Origin of the sequence: Flagellimonas cixiensis (genome assembly GCF_042134615.1) — a bacterium.
GTDB lineage: Bacteria > Bacteroidota > Bacteroidia > Flavobacteriales > Flavobacteriaceae > Flagellimonas > Flagellimonas cixiensis.
On the sequence record NZ_CP169639.1, the window covers coordinates 776,367 to 798,378 of the forward strand.

Annotated in this window: 18 protein-coding genes and 1 tRNA gene; 1 reads left to right on the top strand and 18 read right to left on the bottom strand. The window is 38.8% G+C overall.

What is annotated here, in order from left to right:
* Positions 1 to 23: 23 nt before the first annotated feature.
* The 18 genes from ABT310_RS03535 to nhaD all read right to left on the bottom strand — a co-directional run bounded on the left by ABT310_RS03535 (position 24) and on the right by nhaD (position 20,631).
* Positions 24 to 6,599, bottom strand: a complete 6,576-nt coding sequence (locus ABT310_RS03535; RefSeq protein WP_375325375.1) for a BspA family leucine-rich repeat surface protein — start codon at positions 6,597 to 6,599, stop codon at positions 24 to 26.
* Between the two features lie 334 nt (positions 6,600 to 6,933).
* Positions 6,934 to 7,476, bottom strand: coding sequence for a 4'-phosphopantetheinyl transferase superfamily protein (locus tag ABT310_RS03540; RefSeq protein ID WP_375325376.1), 543 nt, complete (start codon positions 7,474 to 7,476; stop codon positions 6,934 to 6,936).
* The gene (locus ABT310_RS03545; RefSeq protein ID WP_375325377.1) at positions 7,476 to 7,727 is read right to left on the bottom strand and encodes an acyl carrier protein; all 252 of its coding nucleotides are present in this window, start codon (positions 7,725 to 7,727) and stop codon (positions 7,476 to 7,478) included. Before ABT310_RS03545 ends, ABT310_RS03540 begins: the two co-directional genes overlap by 1 nt.
* Before the next feature lie 17 nt (positions 7,728 to 7,744).
* A complete protein-coding gene (locus ABT310_RS03550) occupies positions 7,745 to 9,019 on the bottom strand; it encodes a beta-ketoacyl-[acyl-carrier-protein] synthase family protein (RefSeq protein ID WP_375325378.1) in 1,275 nt (424 codons plus the stop codon).
* Positions 9,016 to 9,453: a 3-hydroxyacyl-ACP dehydratase FabZ family protein gene (locus ABT310_RS03555; protein WP_375325379.1), complete on the bottom strand. Its 438-nt coding sequence runs from the start codon at positions 9,451 to 9,453 to the stop codon at positions 9,016 to 9,018. Before ABT310_RS03555 ends, ABT310_RS03550 begins: the two co-directional genes overlap by 4 nt.
* A gap of 1 nt (position 9,454) precedes the next feature.
* Positions 9,455 to 10,249 (bottom strand): enoyl-ACP reductase, encoded by a 795-nt coding sequence (locus ABT310_RS03560; RefSeq protein WP_375325380.1) that lies wholly within the window; start codon positions 10,247 to 10,249, stop codon positions 9,455 to 9,457.
* A 1-nt stretch (position 10,250) separates the two neighbouring features.
* Positions 10,251 to 11,303: a type III polyketide synthase gene (locus tag ABT310_RS03565; RefSeq protein ID WP_375325381.1), complete on the bottom strand. Its 1,053-nt coding sequence runs from the start codon at positions 11,301 to 11,303 to the stop codon at positions 10,251 to 10,253.
* A gap of 85 nt (positions 11,304 to 11,388) precedes the next feature.
* Positions 11,389 to 12,051: a methyltransferase domain-containing protein gene (locus ABT310_RS03570; protein WP_375325382.1), complete on the bottom strand. Its 663-nt coding sequence runs from the start codon at positions 12,049 to 12,051 to the stop codon at positions 11,389 to 11,391.
* Between the two features lie 47 nt (positions 12,052 to 12,098).
* Entirely contained in the window at positions 12,099 to 13,229 is a 1,131-nt protein-coding gene (locus tag ABT310_RS03575) for an NAD(P)/FAD-dependent oxidoreductase (RefSeq protein ID WP_375325383.1), read from the bottom strand.
* A 362-nt stretch (positions 13,230 to 13,591) separates the two neighbouring features.
* On the bottom strand, positions 13,592 to 14,380 hold the full coding sequence (locus tag ABT310_RS03580; RefSeq protein WP_375325384.1) for a DUF6090 family protein: 789 nt from the start codon (positions 14,378 to 14,380) through the stop codon (positions 13,592 to 13,594).
* A gap of 222 nt (positions 14,381 to 14,602) precedes the next feature.
* Positions 14,603 to 15,370: a hypothetical protein gene (locus ABT310_RS03585; protein WP_375325385.1), complete on the bottom strand. Its 768-nt coding sequence runs from the start codon at positions 15,368 to 15,370 to the stop codon at positions 14,603 to 14,605.
* An 86-nt stretch (positions 15,371 to 15,456) separates the two neighbouring features.
* Positions 15,457 to 15,615 carry a hypothetical protein gene (locus ABT310_RS03590; protein ID WP_375326143.1) on the bottom strand — a complete coding sequence of 53 codons (159 nt, stop codon included), beginning with the start codon at positions 15,613 to 15,615 and terminating at the stop codon, positions 15,457 to 15,459.
* Positions 15,616 to 15,859: 244 nt separating this feature from the next.
* Positions 15,860 to 15,934 (bottom strand) — tRNA-Val (locus ABT310_RS03595).
* Between the two features lie 69 nt (positions 15,935 to 16,003).
* Positions 16,004 to 17,215: a bifunctional folylpolyglutamate synthase/dihydrofolate synthase gene (locus tag ABT310_RS03600; protein ID WP_375325386.1), complete on the bottom strand. Its 1,212-nt coding sequence runs from the start codon at positions 17,213 to 17,215 to the stop codon at positions 16,004 to 16,006.
* Positions 17,215 to 18,102, bottom strand: a complete 888-nt coding sequence (locus tag ABT310_RS03605; RefSeq protein WP_375325387.1) for an energy transducer TonB — start codon at positions 18,100 to 18,102, stop codon at positions 17,215 to 17,217. Before ABT310_RS03605 ends, ABT310_RS03600 begins: the two co-directional genes overlap by 1 nt.
* The gene (locus ABT310_RS03610) at positions 18,102 to 18,488 is read right to left on the bottom strand and encodes a biopolymer transporter ExbD (protein ID WP_285652088.1); all 387 of its coding nucleotides are present in this window, start codon (positions 18,486 to 18,488) and stop codon (positions 18,102 to 18,104) included. The genes ABT310_RS03605 and ABT310_RS03610 overlap by 1 nt, the downstream gene beginning before the upstream one ends.
* A gap of 7 nt (positions 18,489 to 18,495) precedes the next feature.
* Positions 18,496 to 19,188 carry a MotA/TolQ/ExbB proton channel family protein gene (locus ABT310_RS03615; protein ID WP_375325388.1) on the bottom strand — a complete coding sequence of 231 codons (693 nt, stop codon included), beginning with the start codon at positions 19,186 to 19,188 and terminating at the stop codon, positions 18,496 to 18,498.
* A gap of 57 nt (positions 19,189 to 19,245) precedes the next feature.
* Complete coding sequence (gene nhaD, locus ABT310_RS03620) at positions 19,246 to 20,631, bottom strand: sodium:proton antiporter NhaD (RefSeq protein WP_375325389.1); 1,386 nt, start codon at positions 20,629 to 20,631, stop codon at positions 19,246 to 19,248.
* A 238-nt stretch (positions 20,632 to 20,869) separates the two neighbouring features.
* On the opposite strand from nhaD, the gene ABT310_RS03625 reads away from it, so the two are divergent.
* The gene (locus tag ABT310_RS03625; RefSeq protein ID WP_375325390.1) at positions 20,870 to 22,012 is read left to right on the top strand and encodes an acyl-CoA dehydrogenase; all 1,143 of its coding nucleotides are present in this window, start codon (positions 20,870 to 20,872) and stop codon (positions 22,010 to 22,012) included.

Below are 22,012 nucleotides of genomic sequence, written 5' to 3' on the forward strand. Positions count from 1 at the left end.
TCTGGCAATCAACTTTTGCTTTATCATTTCTTTATAATCTTAACGGTTTCCAATTGGCCATTGATTTCGCCTTGAAGTATATAAACCCCTGACCTTAAACTTGAGATGTCCAATATTTGATTGTTTTGGTTATATCTTAAATTTTTGACCAGCCTGCCATCCAACCCGAACACCTTGATATTTAATGTTGCATTACTGCTTAGAATGTTTACACTTGCAGCGGTAATAGTTGGAAACACTTGGAAGGTGTCCCCGATAAAAAAACTGTCCAATATTGTTCCTTGACAATCGCTTTCACCTGAAATTGACACTTCCGTTTGACCTTTTAAATCATCCAAAACAATGGTTTGAGGGCCATCATTTTCAAAGGAGTATTTTTGAGTTGCCCCATTAATAGCAACCTCATAAGATGTACTCCCCATAACTTCGTAAACGGCTTGGCCCGCTTTAGAATCCATTGAAGTCCTTTTCCCGGTAACCGACGACAAATCGTTCACCATTACCCCATATGTCTGTTCAAACAATGCTTCTGGAATTGAAACTGTAATGGTGTACATTCCTTCGGACAGATTACCTATTTGCAATCCTGATACCGAAGCAACATCGAAAAACTCATTGGAATAGGAATCTCCCGAGATGGAAACATCCAACAAATGCCCTTCAACATTCATCGAAATATTGATCGCACCATCCGAACCCCCTGTACAGCTAGGAGTCAACACATAAACCTGAATGGCATCAAATGCAATAATTTCGCAACCATATTCATCTACAACAGCACCCAAGTGGGTATCCAAACAAAGGTCCATGTGATCCAAAACCCCATCGGCATCGTTGTCTTCATTACAGAATGGCACTTTTCCTCCGTCTGTTATAACCCAACCATAGTTATCTATAAGCATTTGTCGCGCTTCTTCCGAATTGCAAAACTGACTGTCTCCTGCATTTAAAATTACATTACTTTGTACTGTGGGGAGGTTACTCCAACCCAACAATGTTTTGTCGTAGTTTTCCAACGAAAGTCCCACATTATAAAAAAGATAATCCATGTTTGTTACATTACCTATATCCCAATCACCTAAGCTTTGATCAAAAGAAGTGGCGCCATTGAACATTCCTCCAATGGAAGTTTTATTCCCCATGTCCCAATTGGACAAATCTTGATTGAAAGAAGTGGCACCTAAAAACATTCCTGAAGTACTTTCCAACTTACTTATGTCCCAATCATTTAGAGGCTGGTTAAATGATGTGGCCTTGGCAAACATCGAGCCCATAACTGTAACATTCGAGGTATTCCAATCGTTCAATGGCTGATTAAATGATGTAGCTTCAAAAAACATACTGGACATATCAGTAACCTTGCTTACATCCCATACACCTATGGGCTGGTTAAATGATGCTGCACCAAAAAACATTACATTCATATTAGTTACCTTACCAACATTCCAAACACTGATGTCCTGATTAAATGAACTGGCACCGGAAAACATAGCTCCCATATTCTCCACATTTGAAACATCCCAAACAGAAATATCCTGATCAAATGCACTTGCCCCTGCAAATAAAGTCGCCAATGAAACAACATTTTGAATATTCCAAGAACCAATTGGTTGATTAAAAGAGCTAGCCCCGATAAACATTGACTCAATATGCTGAACATTTGAAATGTCCCAGCTAGAAATATCGCTATTGAATTCAGTAGCGTTGGAAAACATGTACACCATATTCACAGCATTAGATACATCCCAAGATCCTATTGGTTGATTAAACTTGGTTGCTCCATCGAACATATTTGAAAAGCTAGTTACATTTTCAACCTCCCAATTGGAAAATGAATCGTTTCCAACCAAGGATTCACAAAACCTGAACATAGCTCCCAATGTTGTTACTTGACTTAAATCTGGAAAGTCAGTTGCCAAAACATCCATGTTGGAACAGTGGGTAAAAGCATTGTTCATAGAAGTCCACTTACCCGACCCCCATTGATCAACGGATAGCAGTTTATCCGAGTCTTGTTCAGTTCCATCGTAGTCGTTAAAAAAAATTCTTGGAAAATCTCCACTTATTGAAACTTGATAAGTACCAGCTGTTACATAGGTGTGCGTAATATTGCCTGTTACATTTACATCAGAAGTACCATCGCCCCAATCCACAGTATAATCATAGGTCTCACCAGGAAATGTTGGAATTGTAATTTGGTTGTCCGCTGAAATCCCTGGATTATCGGTTTTCCAAGTTGTCACAAAAAAGCAAGAACCCGTATTGCCTCCATCTGTTATTTCCCATCCAAAATCATCTATCAAGGATTGTCGGGCCGCACTCGCACTGCAATACTTACTTAAGTTTGCATGGAACTCTATATTACTATTTAAACTAGGAAGACTGCTCCAGCCATTTAAAATTGCATCAAAATTACTTGTAGATAATGGTACACCCCAGAACATCAGGCTCATGGAGGTTACATTGGAAATATCCCAACTTCCCAAATCTTGATTAAAAGAGGTGGCCCCTTCAAACATACTGTCCATATCCGTAACACTGGAAACATCCCATGATGAAATATCTTGATTAAATAGCTCGGCACCCCAGAACATGACCCCCATTAAGTTCACATTGGAAACATCCCATGCGGATATATCTTGGTTAAATGTTTGGTTGAACATAAACATACCCTCCATCCTACTTACATTGGAAACATTCCACCCTCCAATATTTTGGTCGAAACTGTTGGCTGCCCTAAACATATAGGCCATATCATCTACACTGGAAACATTCCAACCACCAATATTTTGATTGAAAGCCATTGCCCCGCTGAACATATTGACCATTCGGGTTACCTTTGAAACATCCCATGATGAGATATCTTGATCAAAGGATGAGGCCTGCCAAAACATGGCACCCATATCGGTCACATTAGAAACATTCCAACCTCCAATATCTTGATTGAACAGCGGAGCCTCGGAAAAAACCCCGAACATTGCCGTAACATTGGAGGTGTCCCATGCTGAAAAATTGTTGTTACCCACCAAATTGGAGCAACCCCTAAACATGTACCCCATATCTTCAACATTGGAAAGGTCAGGCACATCAGTTGCAACAATGTCCAAATTAGTACAGCGCGCAAAGGCATCGGCCATTGAACTCCATTGTATGTTGCCCCATTGATCCACAGAAATCAGTTTTTCATAATCCTTTGCTTCATCTTCTGGAAAATAATTGAAATAGATTCTGGGGAAATTTCCCGAAATGGAAACTGTATAAGTTCCTGGGGAACTATAGGTATGGGTTATATCTCCATTAACATTGATATCTGAAGTGCCATCACCCCAATTTATGTTATAGTCATAGATTTCATCTGGATGAGTAGGTATTGTAATTTGGTTGCTTGCAGATGCGCCTGGATTATCTGTTTTCCATGTAGTCACAAAATAACATTCCCCGTTGGCACCCGCATCGTTTATAATCCAATTGTAATTATCTATAAGGGATTGTCGTTGTTCCGCCGCACTGCAATAATAATTTTCAGGGGCATCCAATTGCACCCCATTCTTTAAAGATGGTAATTGACTCCAGCCTATCAAAATTTTGTCATAATTTCTATTTGAAAGGCCAGAACCTTTAAACAGATTGGTCATATTATCCATGTCTTGAACATTCCAGTTGCTCAAATCTTGATTAAACGATTCTGCATCTTCGAACATGCCATAAATATCTCTCTTACCAGTAAGATTCCACTCCCCAATTGGAACATTGAAATTGCTAGCTCCTCTGAACATAAAATTCAAAAATGTAGCTTTTTCAATATCCCAATTTGCAATAGATGGGTTCCCAACCAATGATTTGGCATCCCAGAACATTCCAGTTAAGGAAACTCCTCTTGAAAAATCGGGTATATCGGTTGCGGTAACATCCATATTTTCACAGCCTGCGAATGAAAAATCCATTGACTTCCAACGGTTAGTACCCCATTGATCCACGGATAACAACTTTAAATCGTCAGAGGTTTGAGGGGCAAACTCATAACCGTTGAAATATATTCTAGGGAATTTTCCAGTGATCGACACCTCATATACTCCAGGCTGAGCATACGTATGGGTAATGTCTCCAGTCACTCCCACGTTAATAGTACCATCCCCCCAATCTACCCTATAGTCATAAATATCGGTTGGGCTTGTCGGTATGGTAATTTGGTTGTCATTGGAAGGGCCTGGGTTATCCGTCTTCCAAGTAGTAACAAAAGGCACTTCGGCTTCACAAGCAATCCCGTAATCGTTTATGGTCCAACCATATGTATTGATTAAGGTGGTTCTTTCAGTTTCTGCCAAGCAGTACACCGCATCATTTGCACCCAATACCACGCCGGTTTGCAATCCTGAAAGTTGAGACCATCCACTTAGTATGGCGTCATAATTTTCCTTGGATAAATCAGAGTCATCAAAAGCATTGCTCATATCCAACACATTCGAAATATCCCATGAACTTAAATCTTGATCAAAATGGCCTTGACTAAAGGCATGTCGCATACTAACCAAGTTTGCTACATTCCATGCGGTTATATCATGATTGAAATAGGTACTATTAAAAATATAATCCATGTTTACTACACTACCCACATCCCAATTGGAAACATCATGATTGAACATTCCACTACTGAAAAGCCCCATCATATTTGTTACATTCCCCACATCCCAAGAATTTATGTCTTGATTGAACGAAGAACTAAAAAACATATAGGACATATCTTCCACATTGCTTACATCCCAGGATGAAATTTCCTGATTAAAAGTCGACTTATCGAACATATTGGACATATCGGTGATGGTACTCACGTCCCAAGAATTAAAATTCTCAACACCGTTAAAATTTGAAAATTCACGGGTACCTGAAAAATCAAAAGTATAGTTACAATTAAGGAACATTCTTCTTAAACTGGTAACTGCAGACAGATCAGGGACATCTTCGGCGCCAACCGATAAATTGGAACACCCTGCAAAAGCCGATTCCATAGAGGTCCACGCTATATTGCCCCACTGTTTTATATTGATTAGTTTATTTGCATCTCCACCCTCGTTGAAATAGATTCGCGGAAAAGTACCATAAATGGACACAGTATAAGTTCCAGGCGAACCATAAGTATGGGTAATATCACCTGTAATATTGGAATCGGAAGTGCCATCGCCCCAGTCTACGGAATAATTATAGGCTTCCCCAGCAAAAATGGGTATGATTATTTGATTACTGGCCGATATACCCGAGTTGTCAGTTTTCCAAGTAGTTATAAAGGGACAACCTTTTCCTCCATCGGTTATTGACCATCCATAAGTATCAATAATAGATTGTCGCGCACCTTCAGCTTCACAATAGGTACTTGAACCTGCATCTAAAACAACATTGGTTTGTAAAGACGGTAAACTCCCCCACCCTAGTAAGGTATTATCATAATTCTCTTGAGAAATACCCGCTTCAAAAAACATTTGGTACATGCTAGCTACATTTGCGATATTCCAATCACCCAAATCCTGATCAAATGCAAATGCCCTATTAAACATAGAATTCATGGATTGCACATTGGAAACATTCCAATCTTCTAGGTTCTGGTTAAAGGCTAATGCATTCCAAAACATGCTCGACATATTGGTAACGTTCGAAACATCCCAAGCATTTAATGGCTGATTGAACTTATCTGTCTCCTGAAACATTCCGTACATATTTGAAACGGACGAAACAGCCCAATCATTTATATTTTGATCAAAACTTTTGGCTCCCAAGAACATATATTGCATATTCTCTACATTGGAAAGATTCCAAAAATTTAAAGGTTGATTAAAATCAAGTGTGTATTGGAACATTCCCTCCATATTATTTACAGCAATAGTGTTCCAAGAATTCAATGACTGATTAAAACTATCCGTATCACTAAACATATAGGACATGTCTTCAACGTTTTGCACATTCCAGGAACCAATGGGTTGATTAAAAGAACGAGCTTTAAAAAACATTCCTGAGGTTGTAGTTACACTGGATACGTTCCAATCCTCAATATTTTGATTAAAATTTTCTGCATTTGCAAAAACACCTTGCAAATTGGTTATATTGGAAACATTCCAATTGTTAAATGAAGAATTACCTATCAAATTGATACAACTGTCAAACATTAATTTTAAACTTGAAACTCCCGACAAATTAGGGCTATCCGTTGCTTCAACATCCAAGTTTGAACACGCTCCAAACGCATTTTCAAAAGAACTCCATTCGATATTCCCCCATTGATTTACGGATAGAATCTTCTGTACATCACTCGAATTTGGAGCCTGATTCCCATTAAAATAAATTCTTGGGAAGTCACCTGAAATGGAAACTTGATAAGTTCCAGGAACTCCATAAGTGTGTGTAATATCACCTGATACGTTGGAATCGGAAGTGCCATCACCCCAATCAACTGTATAATTATAAGTTTCTCCTGTAAAAGTGGGAATTGTAATTTGGTTGTCCGCTGATACCCCCGGATTGTCAGTTTTCCAAGTGGTAATGAATTCCGATTGGGCGGTCACAAAGAAATGTACCAATCCCAAAAGGAGGGAGGTTAAGATTTTTTTCATGCGTTAGTTTAGTTATGGAAACTTACCGTTTTAAAAACTAACATGAAAAAATAATTCGATAAAAAGTAATATTTTTCTTATAACCTACAAGGTGGACATTTTGGAGCTAAGAAATTAATTTTTCATGATTCATTAGAATGCAAAATCATGAATAAAAACATGTAATATACAATACAAGAAATGTTATCCCACCACAAAAAAAAAGCCTTGTTTTACTGGGTTTTTCCTTGCTTATGCTTTTTTATACTAACTGAATTACAGACCATTTTAAGCAATCCTCTTTCGTAGATTTATAAATCCAATTAAAATTAGAATGCTATCTTAAGATCAATAATCAGCTTATTACAAAGGCACCATAAATTCCATGATGGGTTAAGCTTACATTGAAATGCTCTTTTCCGTTACTCAATGTAGGAATATCTATTTTGTTCTTTTTTAGCTGATAAGCACTACCAACATAATTTAGCAGTCTTGTTTTCAGTTCTTCACTTTGCTGCTTTTGGTTTGTGGTCTTAAATTTTACAATTTTAGAACTCAACTTTTGTTTATTCAGTCTTGCTTCAGAGATTATATATTTTGAGGTCTCCTTTATTTCAACATAGCATTGAAAACCTTTGAATTTTACCGTTCCGGAATTATTTTCAAGAATACATTCGAATCCCTTGGGATTGTAAAAACGATTGGAATAAATTTGGGTGAATAGTTTATAAGAAGCTTCTTTCATGCTCCATAATCGCCAAACCATAAGAAATGGGGTTTTGGCATCCTTAATATACCTTTGTTCTAATTCGGTAAAAAGTTTATTTAAGAATCGTGGCCGCTGCCAATTTGAAGCCATATGCGCTTCATGAAGATCAACAATGTCATTGCCAACCATTAGTTGTTAAGTTTTGAAGTAACAATGTTCATGGCAGACTTTACATTTAGCATTTGCTCCATATCATCATTTTCTAATCGAATATCAAATTCGTCCTCAATATCTAAAATGATATCCACAAGATTCGCTGAGTTTATCTTGAGGTCCTTGACAAAATCTGTATCTTCGGATAAGTTTTGGAAAGCCTCCTCATCTTGAATATAGGGTTCAATAATAGGTTTTAGTTTGGCAATTAATTGTTCCTTCTTCATATTTTTTGAAACGTAAGTTACGGTATAAATCGCTTAAATAAAACACAGGCATTCACATCACCAAAACCAAAACTGGCTTTGGCAATCACTTGAATATTAGCATCTCTTGATTGGGTTGGCACTCTGGAAACATCCACTAATTCTTTGATGTCACCATGTAGATCTTCACAATTGATGTTTGGTGCTATAAATTGCGCTTTGAGTTGAATGACACTAGCAACACATTCAATTGATCCTGCGGCGGCCAAACAATGACCGACCAAAGATTTAGTAGAATTTATAAGGGGGAAATCCTTGTGCTTTCTTCCTAATGCTTTGGTCCAATTTTCAATTTCCAGTGCATCCTTGGAAGTAGCTGTAAGATGGCCATTAATGGCATCTATTTTACTTGGATCTATTTCTGAATTCTTCAAGGCGTTTTTTATACATCGTTGCACTGCTGCCGGATTTGGAGCAGTTAAGGTACCCCCTTGTCGTTGCCCTCCAGAATTAACTTCACCACCCAAAACCTCTGCATAAATGCTTGCATTGCGTTCCAATGCAGATTCCAAAGATTCTAAAACCAAAGCGCCTGCGCCACTTCCAGGAACGAAACCTGATGCTGAAGCGCTCATTGGTCTTGAACCTTTTACTGGATTGTCATTGTGTTTGTATGTCATAACACGCATGGCGTCAAATCCTCCCCAAACGTAGGGTCCATGATCACTGCAACTACCCACCAACATACGTTTGGCTTTTCCGAACTTAATGCGATCATAACCCATTAAAACAGCTTCAGTACCCGTTGTACATGCAGATGAATTTGTGGTAACCTGATTGCCCAACCCAAGCATACCGCTTAAATAAGCACTAATGCCACTTGCCATGGTTTGTATAACAACCGTACTGCCCAAACGTCTTACCTGCCCATCATCGAGTTGGTAAATCGCTTCCCTGAATTTTTCGACACCTGATGTTCCGGTTCCAAAAATAAGTCCTGTATCATAATCTAGTTCGCTATTTGGATTCGTATAAAACCCTGCGTCTTTCCAAGCATCTATACCCGCAATACAACCATATCGTATTCCAGAGCTATTAAATCCTCGTAATTGTAAATCTGTAAAATATTCTGATTGTAATTCATCAGTAACATTGGGAACGCCACCTATTTGACAAGAAAAATTAAGGTCTTTTAATTTTTGATGAAACGTGATTCCCGAGGTTCCATTTTTTAAAGACTCCGTGAAATGAGAAACACCAACACCGTTTGGCGCAACTACTCCCATTCCTGTTATGACAACACGTTGATTCATACGTTCAACATTCCTGAAATTAATCCTCTTGCTATTAGGTCTCCGTCCTCGGTGAGCATTTTTACATTACATTTTAATTTATTGAATCGAAAGACTTCTTTTTCTGAATGAACATGGACTTTTTGGCCAGGTGAAACCGGTACATAAAAATCCATTTGATGTGAGGTAAGGGCTATTTGAGGTTTTTGTGATTTCTTTAATCCGTCTTTCATCAGGTAAATCCCTAAACAAACCAAACCAATTTGTGCCATGCATTCTGTAAGTATGACCCCTGGGGTGACTGGATTGTTTTTAAAATGCCCTTCATAAAAGAACTCATCCTCCCTAAATGTATAGTGTCCCATAATATTGTTTTCGGTAATGGTATCGATATCATCCACAAACAAAAATGGTCTTTGATAAGGTAATAGCGCTATGATTTCCGATGCTTTCATTTTAAATCAAGTGCTCTCCTCCATCCACCGGAATTACCGTTCCCGTGATCCAAGAAGCTTCATCCTTCGTTAGTAAATAAACAACGTTGGCCACGTCCTCTGGAGTGGTTAAGCGTTTATTTGGATTTCGTTTTAAGGTATATTTAATAATTTGTTCACTGCCGGGAATCATTCGCAATGACGTGGTATCTGTCACACCTGCTTGGATACAATTGGCTTTAATTCCATAGGGTGCAAACTCGAATGCTATATTTCTGGTAATCGCTTCCAGTGTTGCTTTGGCCGCTGAAACGGCAGCATAACTCTTCCAAGCCTTAGAATTGCCCTCGCTCGTAAAGCTTAGTAATCGTGCATCTTCTGCAAACAATTGTGCCTCAAAAATTGATTTGGTCCAATCATACAAACTAATTCCCATAGCATTTATGGTCAAAGCGAAATCATCGTGCTTTAGTTCAGTTTTTCCGTCTGAAACCATTGGTTTTAGATTGCCCTTAGCTACGCTGTGAATCATCGTTCTTATCTTTTGACCAACACCTAAAATTGATTTCAATTCTTGTATAATGGCTTCTCTTTTCTCTGCTTTAAAAGCGTCACTATTAAACGCCTTAAATTGTACACCTTCTTGCTGTATAATTTTAAATTCCTTTACAATAGCTTCTTCTTGCATTCTAGAATTGCGGTATACAATACAGATATTCATACCATGCCTGGCCAATTTTTTGGCAGTGGCCAAACCTAGACCACTACTACCGCCAAGTATCAAGGCCCAATAATTTTTATCTCTGAATTCTTTCATGTTACCACTCCAATAAAATTCTTTGGGCAGAAAAACCTGGTCCAAAACTTAGCATTATTCCTTTATCCCCTTTAGGTAATTTTCGGTCCATAAATCGTTCTAAAACATATAGCACGGTGGCACTGCTCATATTGCCGTATAGCCTTAAAACTTCTTTTGTATCGTTTATATTTTTGCCCAAAGCACCGAATAGATCTTCGACCGTTTGGACAATTTTTTTGCCTCCAGGATGAAACACTAAATGATCTATATCATCAATGGTTAAACCATTCTTCTCTAAAAAGGGATGGATAATATCAGGAAAGTGATTCGCAATGGTCTCTGGAACTGATTGATCCAAAACCATTTGCAATCCCGTATTCCTTAGCTTAAATCCCATCATGTGTTCGGCATCATAGAAATGATACATGGCTTCATCCTTGATTTCCGGACCTACCTCATCTTCATAAGACGATAGAATAACACTGGCACAACCATCCCCGAATATGGCAGCACTCACAATGTTGACCATCGAGTAATCTTCGAGCTGAAACGTTGCCGTAGGTGATTCCACAGCAATAACAATGGCGCGTTTATTGGGAACGGCCTTTAAAAAATTCTTGGCATATAAAATTCCCGAAACGCCTGCTGCGCATCCCATCTCGGTTACTGGCAACCGAACAATATCCTGCTTCAACTTTAACCGATTGATCAAATAAGCATCCAAAGAAGGTATCATGATGCCGGTGCAACTCACCGTGATAATGTAGTCCAAATCCGTTGGTTCCAAATTGGCTTTATCCAAAGCTTTCAACAAGCTTTTTTCTGCCAGTTTAATGGATTCTCGGGTATAAATATCATTTTTTTCCTCAAACGAGGTTCTTAAAAACACTTCCTCGGGACTCATGATGGAATAACGTCTATCAACTGCTGCATTCTCGAAAATCTTGAGGACCTTGCGCTTAAAACGTTCTTCTTGCCCATCGAGCCAAAGCGCAACATAAGGTAAAATGTCTTTGGTCTCTCTGGTATATTTTGGAAGTTGCTTTGCAACCGATATTATTCTTACTGCCATATTAATTTCCTGCGTAGGCAAGAATCTTTTTTGTTTCCTATTTTGAGACGCTTTGACAAGCTCAGCGTCACAATTTTCTTCTAAATTAACTCCTTATGAGCCATTGGTAGCGGAATGCCCATTTCCAACAAATTTGTGATTTAAGGTTCAATTGCTTTGAAATGTTTTCTAATTCCTGACGTTTAAATGCCCTTAAAATAGAGGTTAATCCATCTTGGACTATCATAGGGTTGGAAACTACCAAGCCCAATACTTTAAATAATCCATACGCCATTCTACTTCGATGTAAATCATTAATAACGATGCCCAACGTTGCTTTTGAATTTATCTTTTTTAATAGCTGTTGGATTTCACCTTGATTCAAATGATGTAAAAACAGGGTTGAAAGCACAATATCATAATCTAAGGCCTGGAATTCTTCAGAAAAAACATCCATGTTAGTAAACGACAGTTCATCATAATCTTCCGATAGTTCAACCGCATAGTCAATGGCGTCCTCGTTCGCATCAATACCAATTAGGTTAAACGAAAAATTGTTTTTTCTTCCATAATCTGCAATCAACCTTAAGATATCCCCATGGCCACAACCTAGATCCACGATGGTATATACTTTTTCTTTGGGTTGATTTTTCAGTAATTGGCGCAGGCCATCCAAGGTGACATGGTTTCCACCCAGCCACTTATTGATTTTACCAAGCTTATCTAAAGAGTCTCGAAGCAATTCGCCCTTCATGGAAAAATCATCCATGAGTTCTGTAGCATTGCTCCGATATGTGGTATCTATAAATAAGGGCATTAAACTTTCATGGGTTTTCCGTGGGTCATTCTAATAATCAATGGCATCAAAAAAGGTACTCTTCTTAAAACTACCAGTATTTTTGGTGCTAACCAATCTTGTCTAAATAAAAAGGCAATTCCATGGCCGACTTTTAATCTAAAGCCGAAAGTTTTGTTCCAAACTTTAGCATACTTTCTCTCTAATGCTATCCGCGTATGCATTTCATCTTGAAGATAGTCAATAATAAGAACTGATGCTAATTGTGCACTTCTTATAGCCATAGCCATTCCGTTTCCACATAGCGGATGAATCATACCGGCCGAATCACCACACATGATTATGTGATTTTCAATGGGATTTTTGGTCGCAAAGGAAATTTGACTGATGGTCAATGGTTCATCGAATTCAGCACTTGAATTCTGAAACAACTTCTTTAAAGCAAGGTTTTTAAATACAACCTCATTTTGAAAAGTATCTATATCCTTATAGCGCTTAAATGCCTTATAATTGGTAATGTAACATAAATTAATGTGGTCATTCTCAACTGTGGACACCCCACAATAACCACCTGTGAAATTGTGAAGTGCTACTTTATTTTCAGGAAAATTACCTGACATATGAACCTTTACACCCAAGTAGGGTGATTTCTCCGTGATAAACGAACGTTGGAACTTATGGTCTAAATTGGACCGCTTTCCAAAAGCACCAATAGTGATTTTTGAAGTGAAGTTTTGATTTGATTTAGTTTGAATGTGAAAAATGTCATTCTCAAACACCACATCAACCACAGTATCTTGTACTACCGAAACCCCTTGCCTTAATGCAAGATCATATAGCCGAAAATCCATTTCAAATCGGCTCATTCCGAATCCACCAAGCGGTAAGTCAGCCTTGATGGTCTTGTTATTATGTGTAGTAAGTTCGAAATTTGAGATGCGCTTGGCCCCAAACTCAAAAGGGTCGAACCCTAAATACTTTAGATAGGGTAAAACTTCGTTGGATATATATTCACCACAGACCTTGTGCTTGGGAAAACTGTTTTTTTCTATAAGAAGCACCTTGAAATTATTTTGCGATAAATGAAGGGCGCATGTTAATCCGGCTAAACCCCCTCCGATAATTATCACATCAAATTTTTGACTTATCATTTATAATTCTTGCTAATGGATCACGTTGATCTTATCCGTTTTGCCAATGATAACATTCCCCGCCACAAAATGAAATCGAATCGATTATTTGAACTTTGTTTTGACTCAGTTCTTTGTTAATCATTGTGATTTTTCAATTAGGACAACATCTTTAGGGATTTCAAATTCACTGTTATCTATTTTTAGTGTTTCAATTTTAATAGCTTCTTGAGTTATTTTCATTCCTCCACTTAATGACTCGTATCTTAGAATAACAGATTTTGTAAGTTCCTTAATCTTATTCAAATTGTAGCTAACGGGTAGTATATGAAGCGTGGCCATCCGATAGGCGGCTATTATTTTTATACATTGTTGCGCTTTTGTTATTTTTCGATTCCGTCTCTTAATAAATTTAAGATCTCCAAAATTCTGAGGCGCAAAGCTTCAGATTGCAGATTTGCACCTTTATTATTAGCAATAGATATTGAAACCATAGACTCCAATTTTTTACTTGTCAATATTTCATTTAGAGTTGCACCAAGGCTGGAAGTTCCAATTTCTTCTTTGTATGCATTTATATTTTTATCTAATAGCCAATAATGGTCAATGTCGTTAATAAAACTATTATAGATATCTCTACCCAATCCCAAATCTGATATAATTGGTTCAAATTGCTCATTCACTACTTTAGTCCAAACTACTTCGATTTCTGTCACTCCAACTACATCGGAAGACCAGTTGGATAGTAGGTGTTTCAATTTGCCATTTCGAATCAATCTTAAATTTTCCGAACTGATTAAGTCATTTTGAATAGGATCGAATGTCGGATCATTGCGCACCATAGCCAGGTCTTGAATTACACTATCTCGAACAATTCCAACAGGATTATCAAAAGCCCTTAACAATCTAAATGCCGAAGTAAGAACCTTTTCCCTTGTCTCTATTTTCTGTTCCAATTGTACAAGGTTAGCTTGATAGTCTTCTTGAAGTTGTTTAAGGATTACTTGTTCCTTTATTCTATCTTTTCTTTCCTCATTCCAATTATTAATCTGCAGTGCAATCAAAATTCCAATAACAACAAGAATAATCTCGCCAATGGCATATTTGAGATACTTTCCAGTCTTTCCTTCTGAAAGTAAGTTTTGGCGGATTTTTCTGAAGAATTTGATCATTAGAGGTTGGTTTCTCTAAAGATATGGTTTTTATGCAATTGGGTTGAACTGTTGGAACAGTTGTGTTGAAGAGTATGCCAATCGTTTATTTGAACTTTAATTCTCTAAATCACAACTTACGATACTTTCTCCATAAATAAGAAAATGTGGAAGGGATTTACTGTCTTAGTAGACATTTTTACCACTTCATTTAAATTAAATTGGCCAATATTGATAAGTATTTCATTCATATTCTTGAGTTTCTTTCTCCAACAATTGAATCACTTTATTGTTCAATGTTTCATATTCTTGATTCTTGATCAACATATTGTTTAACAGGAAAAATTTGTTGTCCACCATACTTTCAAATTTTCTATCCTTTAAGATAATCCTGTTGTCCTGGGGAACAAGTTTACTTTTACCTATCCTATCTTTAATGGGGGCGAACCTGTAGTCTACCTGTCTTAATGAAATATTGTTGTAGAGATAAGGAACAAAATTGTTTGAACCATCGTTATTTTCTATATCCTCTGTTTGCTGGATATTTGCATAAATACTTGGGATTTGATATAAGTAGTCACGCAGGCTGTCTGAAGCTATTAAGGATACTTCACCAGAACTTAACGCCTCATTTAAGGTTGAAGATTTATGGCTTAAATTAGGTGAGGTTAGGATTGAGTAAATTAGGGAGTCAACTGTTTGTTGATTTTTGTCGGTAAAATCTTCCCCCATAAGTTGTAAAAAATGCTCAGCATCAGACATCAATGATTTAATTTCAAAAATATTCTCACTAATGGCCTTTTTGTTGTTGTAGCTTTCGATAAGCAATCTGTTCATGAGGTTTTTTGATGCGCTACTCTCCGCTTGTTTGGTGTTCCAATTATTCACTTGCAAAGCCAAAAGAATACCAATCATCACAAGTACAATTTCTCCAATGGCATATTTCAAGTACTTGCCAGTTTTTCCTTCTGAAAGTAATTGCTGGCGGATTTTCCTGAAGAACTTGATCATTGGAGGTTGGTTTCTCTAAAGATATGATTTTAGTGGAAAAGTTCTATTTCGACCTCTATCAGATAAGCGTTGATTTCTTGCGCTTGTTAAGTACGCCCCAGAACCCTTGACCCCTTTGGGTCCCAACTTTTAACGGTGACCGTGTACTTAAGACTCACATTAACTCCTTGTGAATCATTGGTTATCCGAGCATAGATCTTGACTAAACCGCCACTCCTTCGGGAAGTGCTTATCCAGAAATTGATTTAAAATGTAGACCGAGTCCTTATAGTTTTCATTTTTTTATAATCAAAAAACACCTACAAAAGTCAAACACTAAGATGCTGTAATATAGTGATTTACATTCTCATCCAGTTAACACTTTACAGAAAAACATTTACTAATCGAATTGCAAACCAAAAGAGGTCAATTCAAACAAAGGCTTAAAACACCAAAGCCTTGCATATCTTATTGATTTGCAAGGCTTTGTTTTCGTTTGAACTCTAAAAGTGGGCGCTGAGGGATTCGAACCCCCGACCCCCTCGGTGTAAACGAGGTGCTCTGAACCAACTGAGCTAAGCGCCCATTATTTTCCGTAATGGGAGTGCAAATATAACACTGTTTTTGATTTAAAAAACAAAAAATGAAAAAAAATTACACTACTTCTGCAACAACAAAAGTACTCCCTCCCACATAAACCATATCTGTGCTTTGACCATTTTGCAAAGCTGCATCAAAACCCTTTTGAACCGACCCAAATTTCTCGCCTTCAAGTCCCTGTTCTTGAGCTAGTTCCCAAAGCACATTCACATCCATCCCTCTTGGAATGGCAGGTCTCACAAAATAATAAGTTGCTTCTTTCGGAAACATTCCCAAAACTGACTTTACATCCTTATCATTTACAAATCCCAGCACTATATGAAGTTGACCATAAGATTGTCTTTCTACTTGTCGCAACACCAATTGTAAACCCTCCTTATTATGGGCCGTATCGCAAACCACCAAAGGTGATTGTTGCAAAATTTGCCATCGCCCCAAAAGTCCCGTATTGGCGACCACTTTTTGGAGTCCTTCAGTAATGTTTTGCTCGGAAACAGTAAAGCCTTTGAGTTGCTGAATTGTAGCCACCACCCCATTCATGTTTTTTTCCTGATAGTCGCCCAACAAATCGGTTTTGAAACCCTCTTTAGCATTTTCATCTGCAAAAACAATATCTGATTTCAGTTGGTGCGCGATCAGGTTGAAAATCATTTTGGTTTCAGGTTGGGTCTCACTGACCACCACAGGAACCTTCGGTTTTATGATTCCTGCTTTTTCCAAAGCAATTTTCTCCAAGGTATCTCCCAAAAACTGGGTATGGTCCAATCCTATATTGGTAATCAGAGAAACTTCAGGTATAATGATGTTCGTAGAATCCAATCGCCCCCCCAAACCGACCTCAATAATGGCAATATCCACTTGTTCTTGCGCAAAATATTGAAATGCCATCCCAACGGTCATTTCAAAGAAAGAAAGCTTGTGGTACTCTAAAAAGGGCTTGTGCTGTTCGATAAAGTCAACCACGAATTCCTCGCTAACCACCTGCCCATTAATTTTGATGCGCTCTCTAAAATCTTTTAAATGAGGTGAAGTGTACAATCCAACTCTGTAGCCCGCCTCCTGAAGAATGGAAGCCAGCATATGGCTACTGGAACCTTTTCCGTTGGTTCCTGCTACGTGAATGCTTTTAAATTGTTTTTCGGGATTATCAAGAATACTGGCAAAATGGATAATGTTGTCCAATTTCGCATTCATGGCCGCAGCACCTTTTTGTTGGTACATGGGCAACTGAACAAACATCCAGTCCAAAGTCTCTTTATAGGTCACTACTGCCCCAATTTAAAGTTGACGACCACAAATCCTATTTGCTGTGCAGGTGCATTGGAATCAGGATTCCATCGATGAAGCATCGCTGTTTTTTTGGCAGGATCCAATAAACAAGGTGCATTATTGGTAGTTCCTTTTACACCAGGTGTAGCTTGAATCACTTTCCCTGATCTATCCACGGTAATACGAACCACTACCCTGCCTTCTTCGTTACATTCTTGACGGACAATATTCTTTCCAGCCAAAGACCTACCGCTCAATCCATATCCACTACCTCCACTCCCGGTACCAGGGTCACCATAATAAGATGTTGCGTAGGGGTCGCCATCAGGTTGACCCTTATCGCCTGCTCGGTCGTCATCACCTTCACTGCCTGTAGTTGTCCCATCCGATTGACCAATACCGCCAATCAAAGCATCGATGTTCTTTTTCTTGGCTTCCTCTTCCTGTCTTTTACGCTCTTCGGCCTCGCGTTTTTCTTTGGCGATGCGTTCTGCTTCGGCTTTCGCTTTTTCAGCTTCTTCCTCGGCTTTGCGCTTGGCTTCTTGCTGTTGTCTAAGTTTGATAGTTTCAGTATCGTCACTGGTCAATACTTTTTCAACAGGAGCTTCCTCAACCACTGTTTCTTTAGGCTGGACAGATTCTTCCACTTGCTCTTGTGGTTCTGCTGGAGTTGGCACCTCTCTTGGTTCTGACCTTACTTTTTCCTTGGGCTGAACTTCTCCGCTACCAAAATCCATGGTACCGAAATTCACCGCTATTCCATTTTCAATAGGTGGGTCTAGATAGGTAAGTCCGATATAAAAAAGCAATAGGAGCAGCGCGCTTAACAAAAGTGTTGTAAGCGTGAATGATTTTTTCTTGTGTCTCGTATCTAAGAAGGACATTAATTTGGCCGCACCGCCAAGATAACCTTGTATTTGTTCCTATTGGCTATATCCATTACGTTGACCGCCTCTTTGATGGCCACGTTTTCTTCTGCCCTTAGAATGATAGTTGGCTTGTCTTGACCTTCAAGTGCCTTTTTTAATTCAATTTCAATGTATTCCTTGTTAATCTGCTCGTTGTTCACAAAATACTTCAAGTTCTTGTCAATGGTCACCGAAACATTCTGTGTATTGGTAGATTTCCCCTTTGCCTTTGGCAAAAGTAAATCGAGGGCATTTGGAGCATTGGACGTCAGCATAAAAAACACCAACAACAGAAATACGATATCTGTCATTGACGACATGCTAAATTCCGGGCTTACTTTATTTCTTCCCTTTAGTTTCATAGGAAAACTATATAGGTTCGTTCAATAAGTCTAAAAACTGTACGGCGTTGGCTTCCATTTGATGAACCACCTTGTCCGTTCTTACCACTAAGTGGTTGTACCCGATATAGGCAATAATACCAACCACCAAACCAGCAACCGTTGTGGTCATTGCGGTGTAAATACCGGATGCCAAGGAGCCCATTTCAGCCTGTCCTCCACTACTTGCCATTTCGTGGAATGCCAAAATCATACCAATTACGGTTCCCAAGAACCCAATCATGGGTGCAGCACCGGCAACTGTGGCCAAAACGCTTACGTTTTTCTCCAGTTTGTATACCTCTAGGGTACCTGCGTTCTCTATTGCAGTATTAATGTCGTCCAAAGGTTTACCGATTCGGGCAACGCCTTTTTCAGTTAAACGTGCCACGGGAGAATCCGTCTGGGCACATAAAAGTTTAGCAGCCTCCAATTTTCCATTCATGACGTGGTCACGAATCTGATCCATGAAGTTTTTATCTATTTTGGATGCCGCCTTAATGGCAAAAATGCGTTCAAAATAAATATACATTGCTACAAAAAGAAGAACAAAAAGTACCATAATTATGATGATACTTCCTGTTCCTCCGTTAACGATAAGATCTATTACGGATAAGGTCTTTTCTTCTGAAATAGAGGCAGTCACCTCTGCGCCTTCCGTTGCTTCTTGAAACATAATCATATAAAATCCCCAATTTAATTTGCAATTATAACGGAGATTTTTGAACTAAAGTATTTTTTAGAACAAATATCGCATTACCATGAAACAAATTGACCCTGCGATAAAGCCTAGAAAGGCCAACCACGATATCTTTTTAACATACCAAAAGAAGTCAATTTTTTCCATCCCCATCGCTACAACTCCTGCTGCAGAACCAATAATAAGCATACTACCACCTGTTCCTGCAGAATAGGCTATAAAGTGCCACAATTGGTCATCCATTGGTTCAGAGAACATCCCCAAACTAGCTGCCACCAATGGTACGTTATCAATTACCGCAGAGCCTACACCCAACAACAATACTACAAGGTCAGAAACTGATGTTCCGGCCATTTCGGTACCCATTAACGGCATGCCTTGTTTCAAGCCTTCGGCAAAATTGAACAACAAGCCCAAAGACTCCAGAGCCGCAACCGCCATCAAAATACCCAAGAAGAATAAAATACTAGGTAATTCTATTTTGGTCAATGCACTATGCACAGGGCTATGGTGAGAGGCGGCATCGCTCTCGTGATCCAATGAGGAAATTGATATTTTTTTGTTGCTATAGATTTCAGCAAATGTCGCCACTATGGCCAAGGACAACATCATACCCACATAAGGAGGCAGGTGTGTGATGGTTTTAAAAATCGGCACAAAAACGATGGCCCCCAAACCAAGGTACAGCATCGTTGGACCAAATTTCGATTTTGAACCTTCATCCTCATCCATATCTATTTCACCTTTAAAGGCAGGCAAGAACGATGCGATAAAGGAAGGCACCAACATACATACCAAAGAAGGAATCAACAAGTGCTCAATCAACATGGCAGTGGAAACTTTATTTCCGATCCAAAGCATGGTTGTGGTCACATCCCCGATTGGAGACCAAGCACCACCCGCGTTGGCTGCAATAATAATTAAACCAGCATACCAAATTCTTGTATCTCTGTCCTTAACAATTTTCTGAAGGATGGAAATCAATACGATAGTAGCCGTAAGGTTATCGATGATTGCTGAAAGAATGAATGCCAAAAAGGAAAAAATCCAAAGGATTTTCTTTTTGCTTCTTGTCTTTACAAAAGATTTGATGGTGGCAAAACCATCGAAATAATCAATGATCTCCACAATGGTCATAGCACCTAAAAGGAAGACCAAAATCTCGGAAGTCTTTCCTAAGTGGTGAAGCAAGGTCTCCTCCAACATTTCCAACTTCTCTTCGTGCTCCAACATGCCGAAGTTTTCCATTAAATGGTGCGCTCCAGAATCGAACCATGTTGAGAATCCGTCCAATCCGAACGCCATAAGCGCCCAAAGTATGGCCATCATGGCCAAGGCCGGAATAAGTTTATCAATCTTTAAGTTATGTTCAAGGGTGATTGCCAAATATCCTAATACAAATATGACAACTAAAAGGGTTTCCATTATAAGTTTGGTTTAATTAAGGTATTATTATTTTGAGTAGTTATCTGTGCGGCTAAAGATATTCAAAATGAGGTTTTCCACATAATCTTATCCTTATAAAATATTGTGAAGACCAAATTTTAACTTCTCAAATTTTTCAAAAAAACATTTCATCATTCTCATTTAAATACACCTTTTTGTGAAAATATAATATTACAAGACTATATTTGTAGGTAGTTTTTAATTATTATTCAGTTTTATGGACTTCACACTTTCCGAAGAACAGTTAATGATACAACAAGCGGCAAAAGACTTTGCCCAAAACGAATTGCTTCCCGGGGTAATTGAACGCGATGAAACCCAAAAATTTCCAAAGGAATTGGTGCATAAAATGGGCGAACTCGGTTTTCTAGGTATGATGGTAAACGAAAAATATGGCGGAAGCGGTTTGGACACCCTTTCCTATGTTTTGGCAATGGAGGAGTTGTCCAAAATCGATGCTTCGGCTTCTGTTATGGTTTCGGTCAACAACTCTTTGGTGTGTTGGGGACTTGAAACATACGGTACCGAAGCACAAAAAGAAAAATACCTTACTCGATTGGCCTCTGGAGAAATTATCGGTGCTTTCTGTCTTTCGGAGCCCGAAGCAGGTAGCGATGCAACCTCTCAAAAAACCACGGCTTTGGACAAAGGAGACCATTACCTATTAAATGGCACCAAAAACTGGATTACTAACGGAAACCAAGCCGAAGTTTATCTTGTGATTGCCCAAACCGATGTGGAAAAAGGACACAGAGGCATCAATGCCTTGATTGTTGAAAAAGGCACGGAGGGTTTTGAAATTGGCCCTAAAGAAAATAAACTCGGAATTCGAGGAAGCGACACCCACTCCTTAATGTTTACCGATGTAAAAGTCCCAAAGGAAAACCGCATTGGTGAAGATGGTTTCGGATTTAAATTCGCCATGAAAACTTTGGCGGGGGGTAGAATCGGTATTGCGGCCCAAGCCTTGGGCATTGCCGCTGGCGCCTATGAACTAGCCCTGCAGTATTCCAAACAACGTAAGGCATTCGGAACGGAGATTTCCAACCACCAGGCCATCGCCTTTAAGTTGGCCGACATGCACACCAAAATTCAAGCTGCCCGACATTTAGTGTACCAAGCCGCTTGTGATAAAGACAATGGCAACGATTACACCCTTTCTGGTGCCATGGCCAAGTTATACGCTTCAGAAGTTGCCATGGAAACCGCTGTTGAAGCCGTTCAGATTCATGGTGGAAATGGCTACGTAAAAGAATATCATGTAGAGCGATTGATGCGCGATGCAAAGATCACCCAGATCTATGAAGGCACCTCCGAAATCCAGAAAATTGTGATTTCGAGAAGTATACTTAATGATTAA

Bases quoted from the DNA above. Each gene is read 5' to 3' on its own strand.
- ABT310_RS03585 (WP_375325385.1), bottom strand. From the start codon at position 15,370: ATGATCAAGTTCTTCAGGAAAATCCGCCAGCAATTACTTTCAGAAGGA.
- ABT310_RS03545 (WP_375325377.1), bottom strand. From the start codon at position 7,727: ATGAAGAAGGAACAATTAATTGCCAAACTAAAACCTATTATTGAACCC.
- ABT310_RS03625 (WP_375325390.1), top strand. From the start codon at position 20,870: ATGGACTTCACACTTTCCGAAGAACAGTTAATGATACAACAAGCGGCA.
- ABT310_RS03555 (WP_375325379.1), bottom strand. From the start codon at position 9,453: ATGAAAGCATCGGAAATCATAGCGCTATTACCTTATCAAAGACCATTT.
- ABT310_RS03605 (WP_375325387.1), bottom strand. From the start codon at position 18,102: ATGTCCTTCTTAGATACGAGACACAAGAAAAAATCATTCACGCTTACA.
- ABT310_RS03560 (WP_375325380.1), bottom strand. From the start codon at position 10,249: ATGAAAGAATTCAGAGATAAAAATTATTGGGCCTTGATACTTGGCGGT.
- ABT310_RS03535 (WP_375325375.1), bottom strand. From the start codon at position 6,599: ATGAAAAAAATCTTAACCTCCCTCCTTTTGGGATTGGTACATTTCTTT.
- ABT310_RS03565 (WP_375325381.1), bottom strand. From the start codon at position 11,303: ATGGCAGTAAGAATAATATCGGTTGCAAAGCAACTTCCAAAATATACC.
- ABT310_RS03550 (WP_375325378.1), bottom strand. From the start codon at position 9,019: ATGAATCAACGTGTTGTCATAACAGGAATGGGAGTAGTTGCGCCAAAC.
- ABT310_RS03570 (WP_375325382.1), bottom strand. From the start codon at position 12,051: ATGGATGATTTTTCCATGAAGGGCGAATTGCTTCGAGACTCTTTAGAT.
- ABT310_RS03580 (WP_375325384.1), bottom strand. From the start codon at position 14,380: ATGATCAAATTCTTCAGAAAAATCCGCCAAAACTTACTTTCAGAAGGA.
- ABT310_RS03575 (WP_375325383.1), bottom strand. From the start codon at position 13,229: ATGATAAGTCAAAAATTTGATGTGATAATTATCGGAGGGGGTTTAGCC.
- ABT310_RS03610 (WP_285652088.1), bottom strand. From the start codon at position 18,488: ATGAAACTAAAGGGAAGAAATAAAGTAAGCCCGGAATTTAGCATGTCG.
- nhaD (WP_375325389.1), bottom strand. From the start codon at position 20,631: ATGGAAACCCTTTTAGTTGTCATATTTGTATTAGGATATTTGGCAATC.
- ABT310_RS03540 (WP_375325376.1), bottom strand. From the start codon at position 7,476: ATGGTTGGCAATGACATTGTTGATCTTCATGAAGCGCATATGGCTTCA.
- ABT310_RS03615 (WP_375325388.1), bottom strand. From the start codon at position 19,188: ATGATTATGTTTCAAGAAGCAACGGAAGGCGCAGAGGTGACTGCCTCT.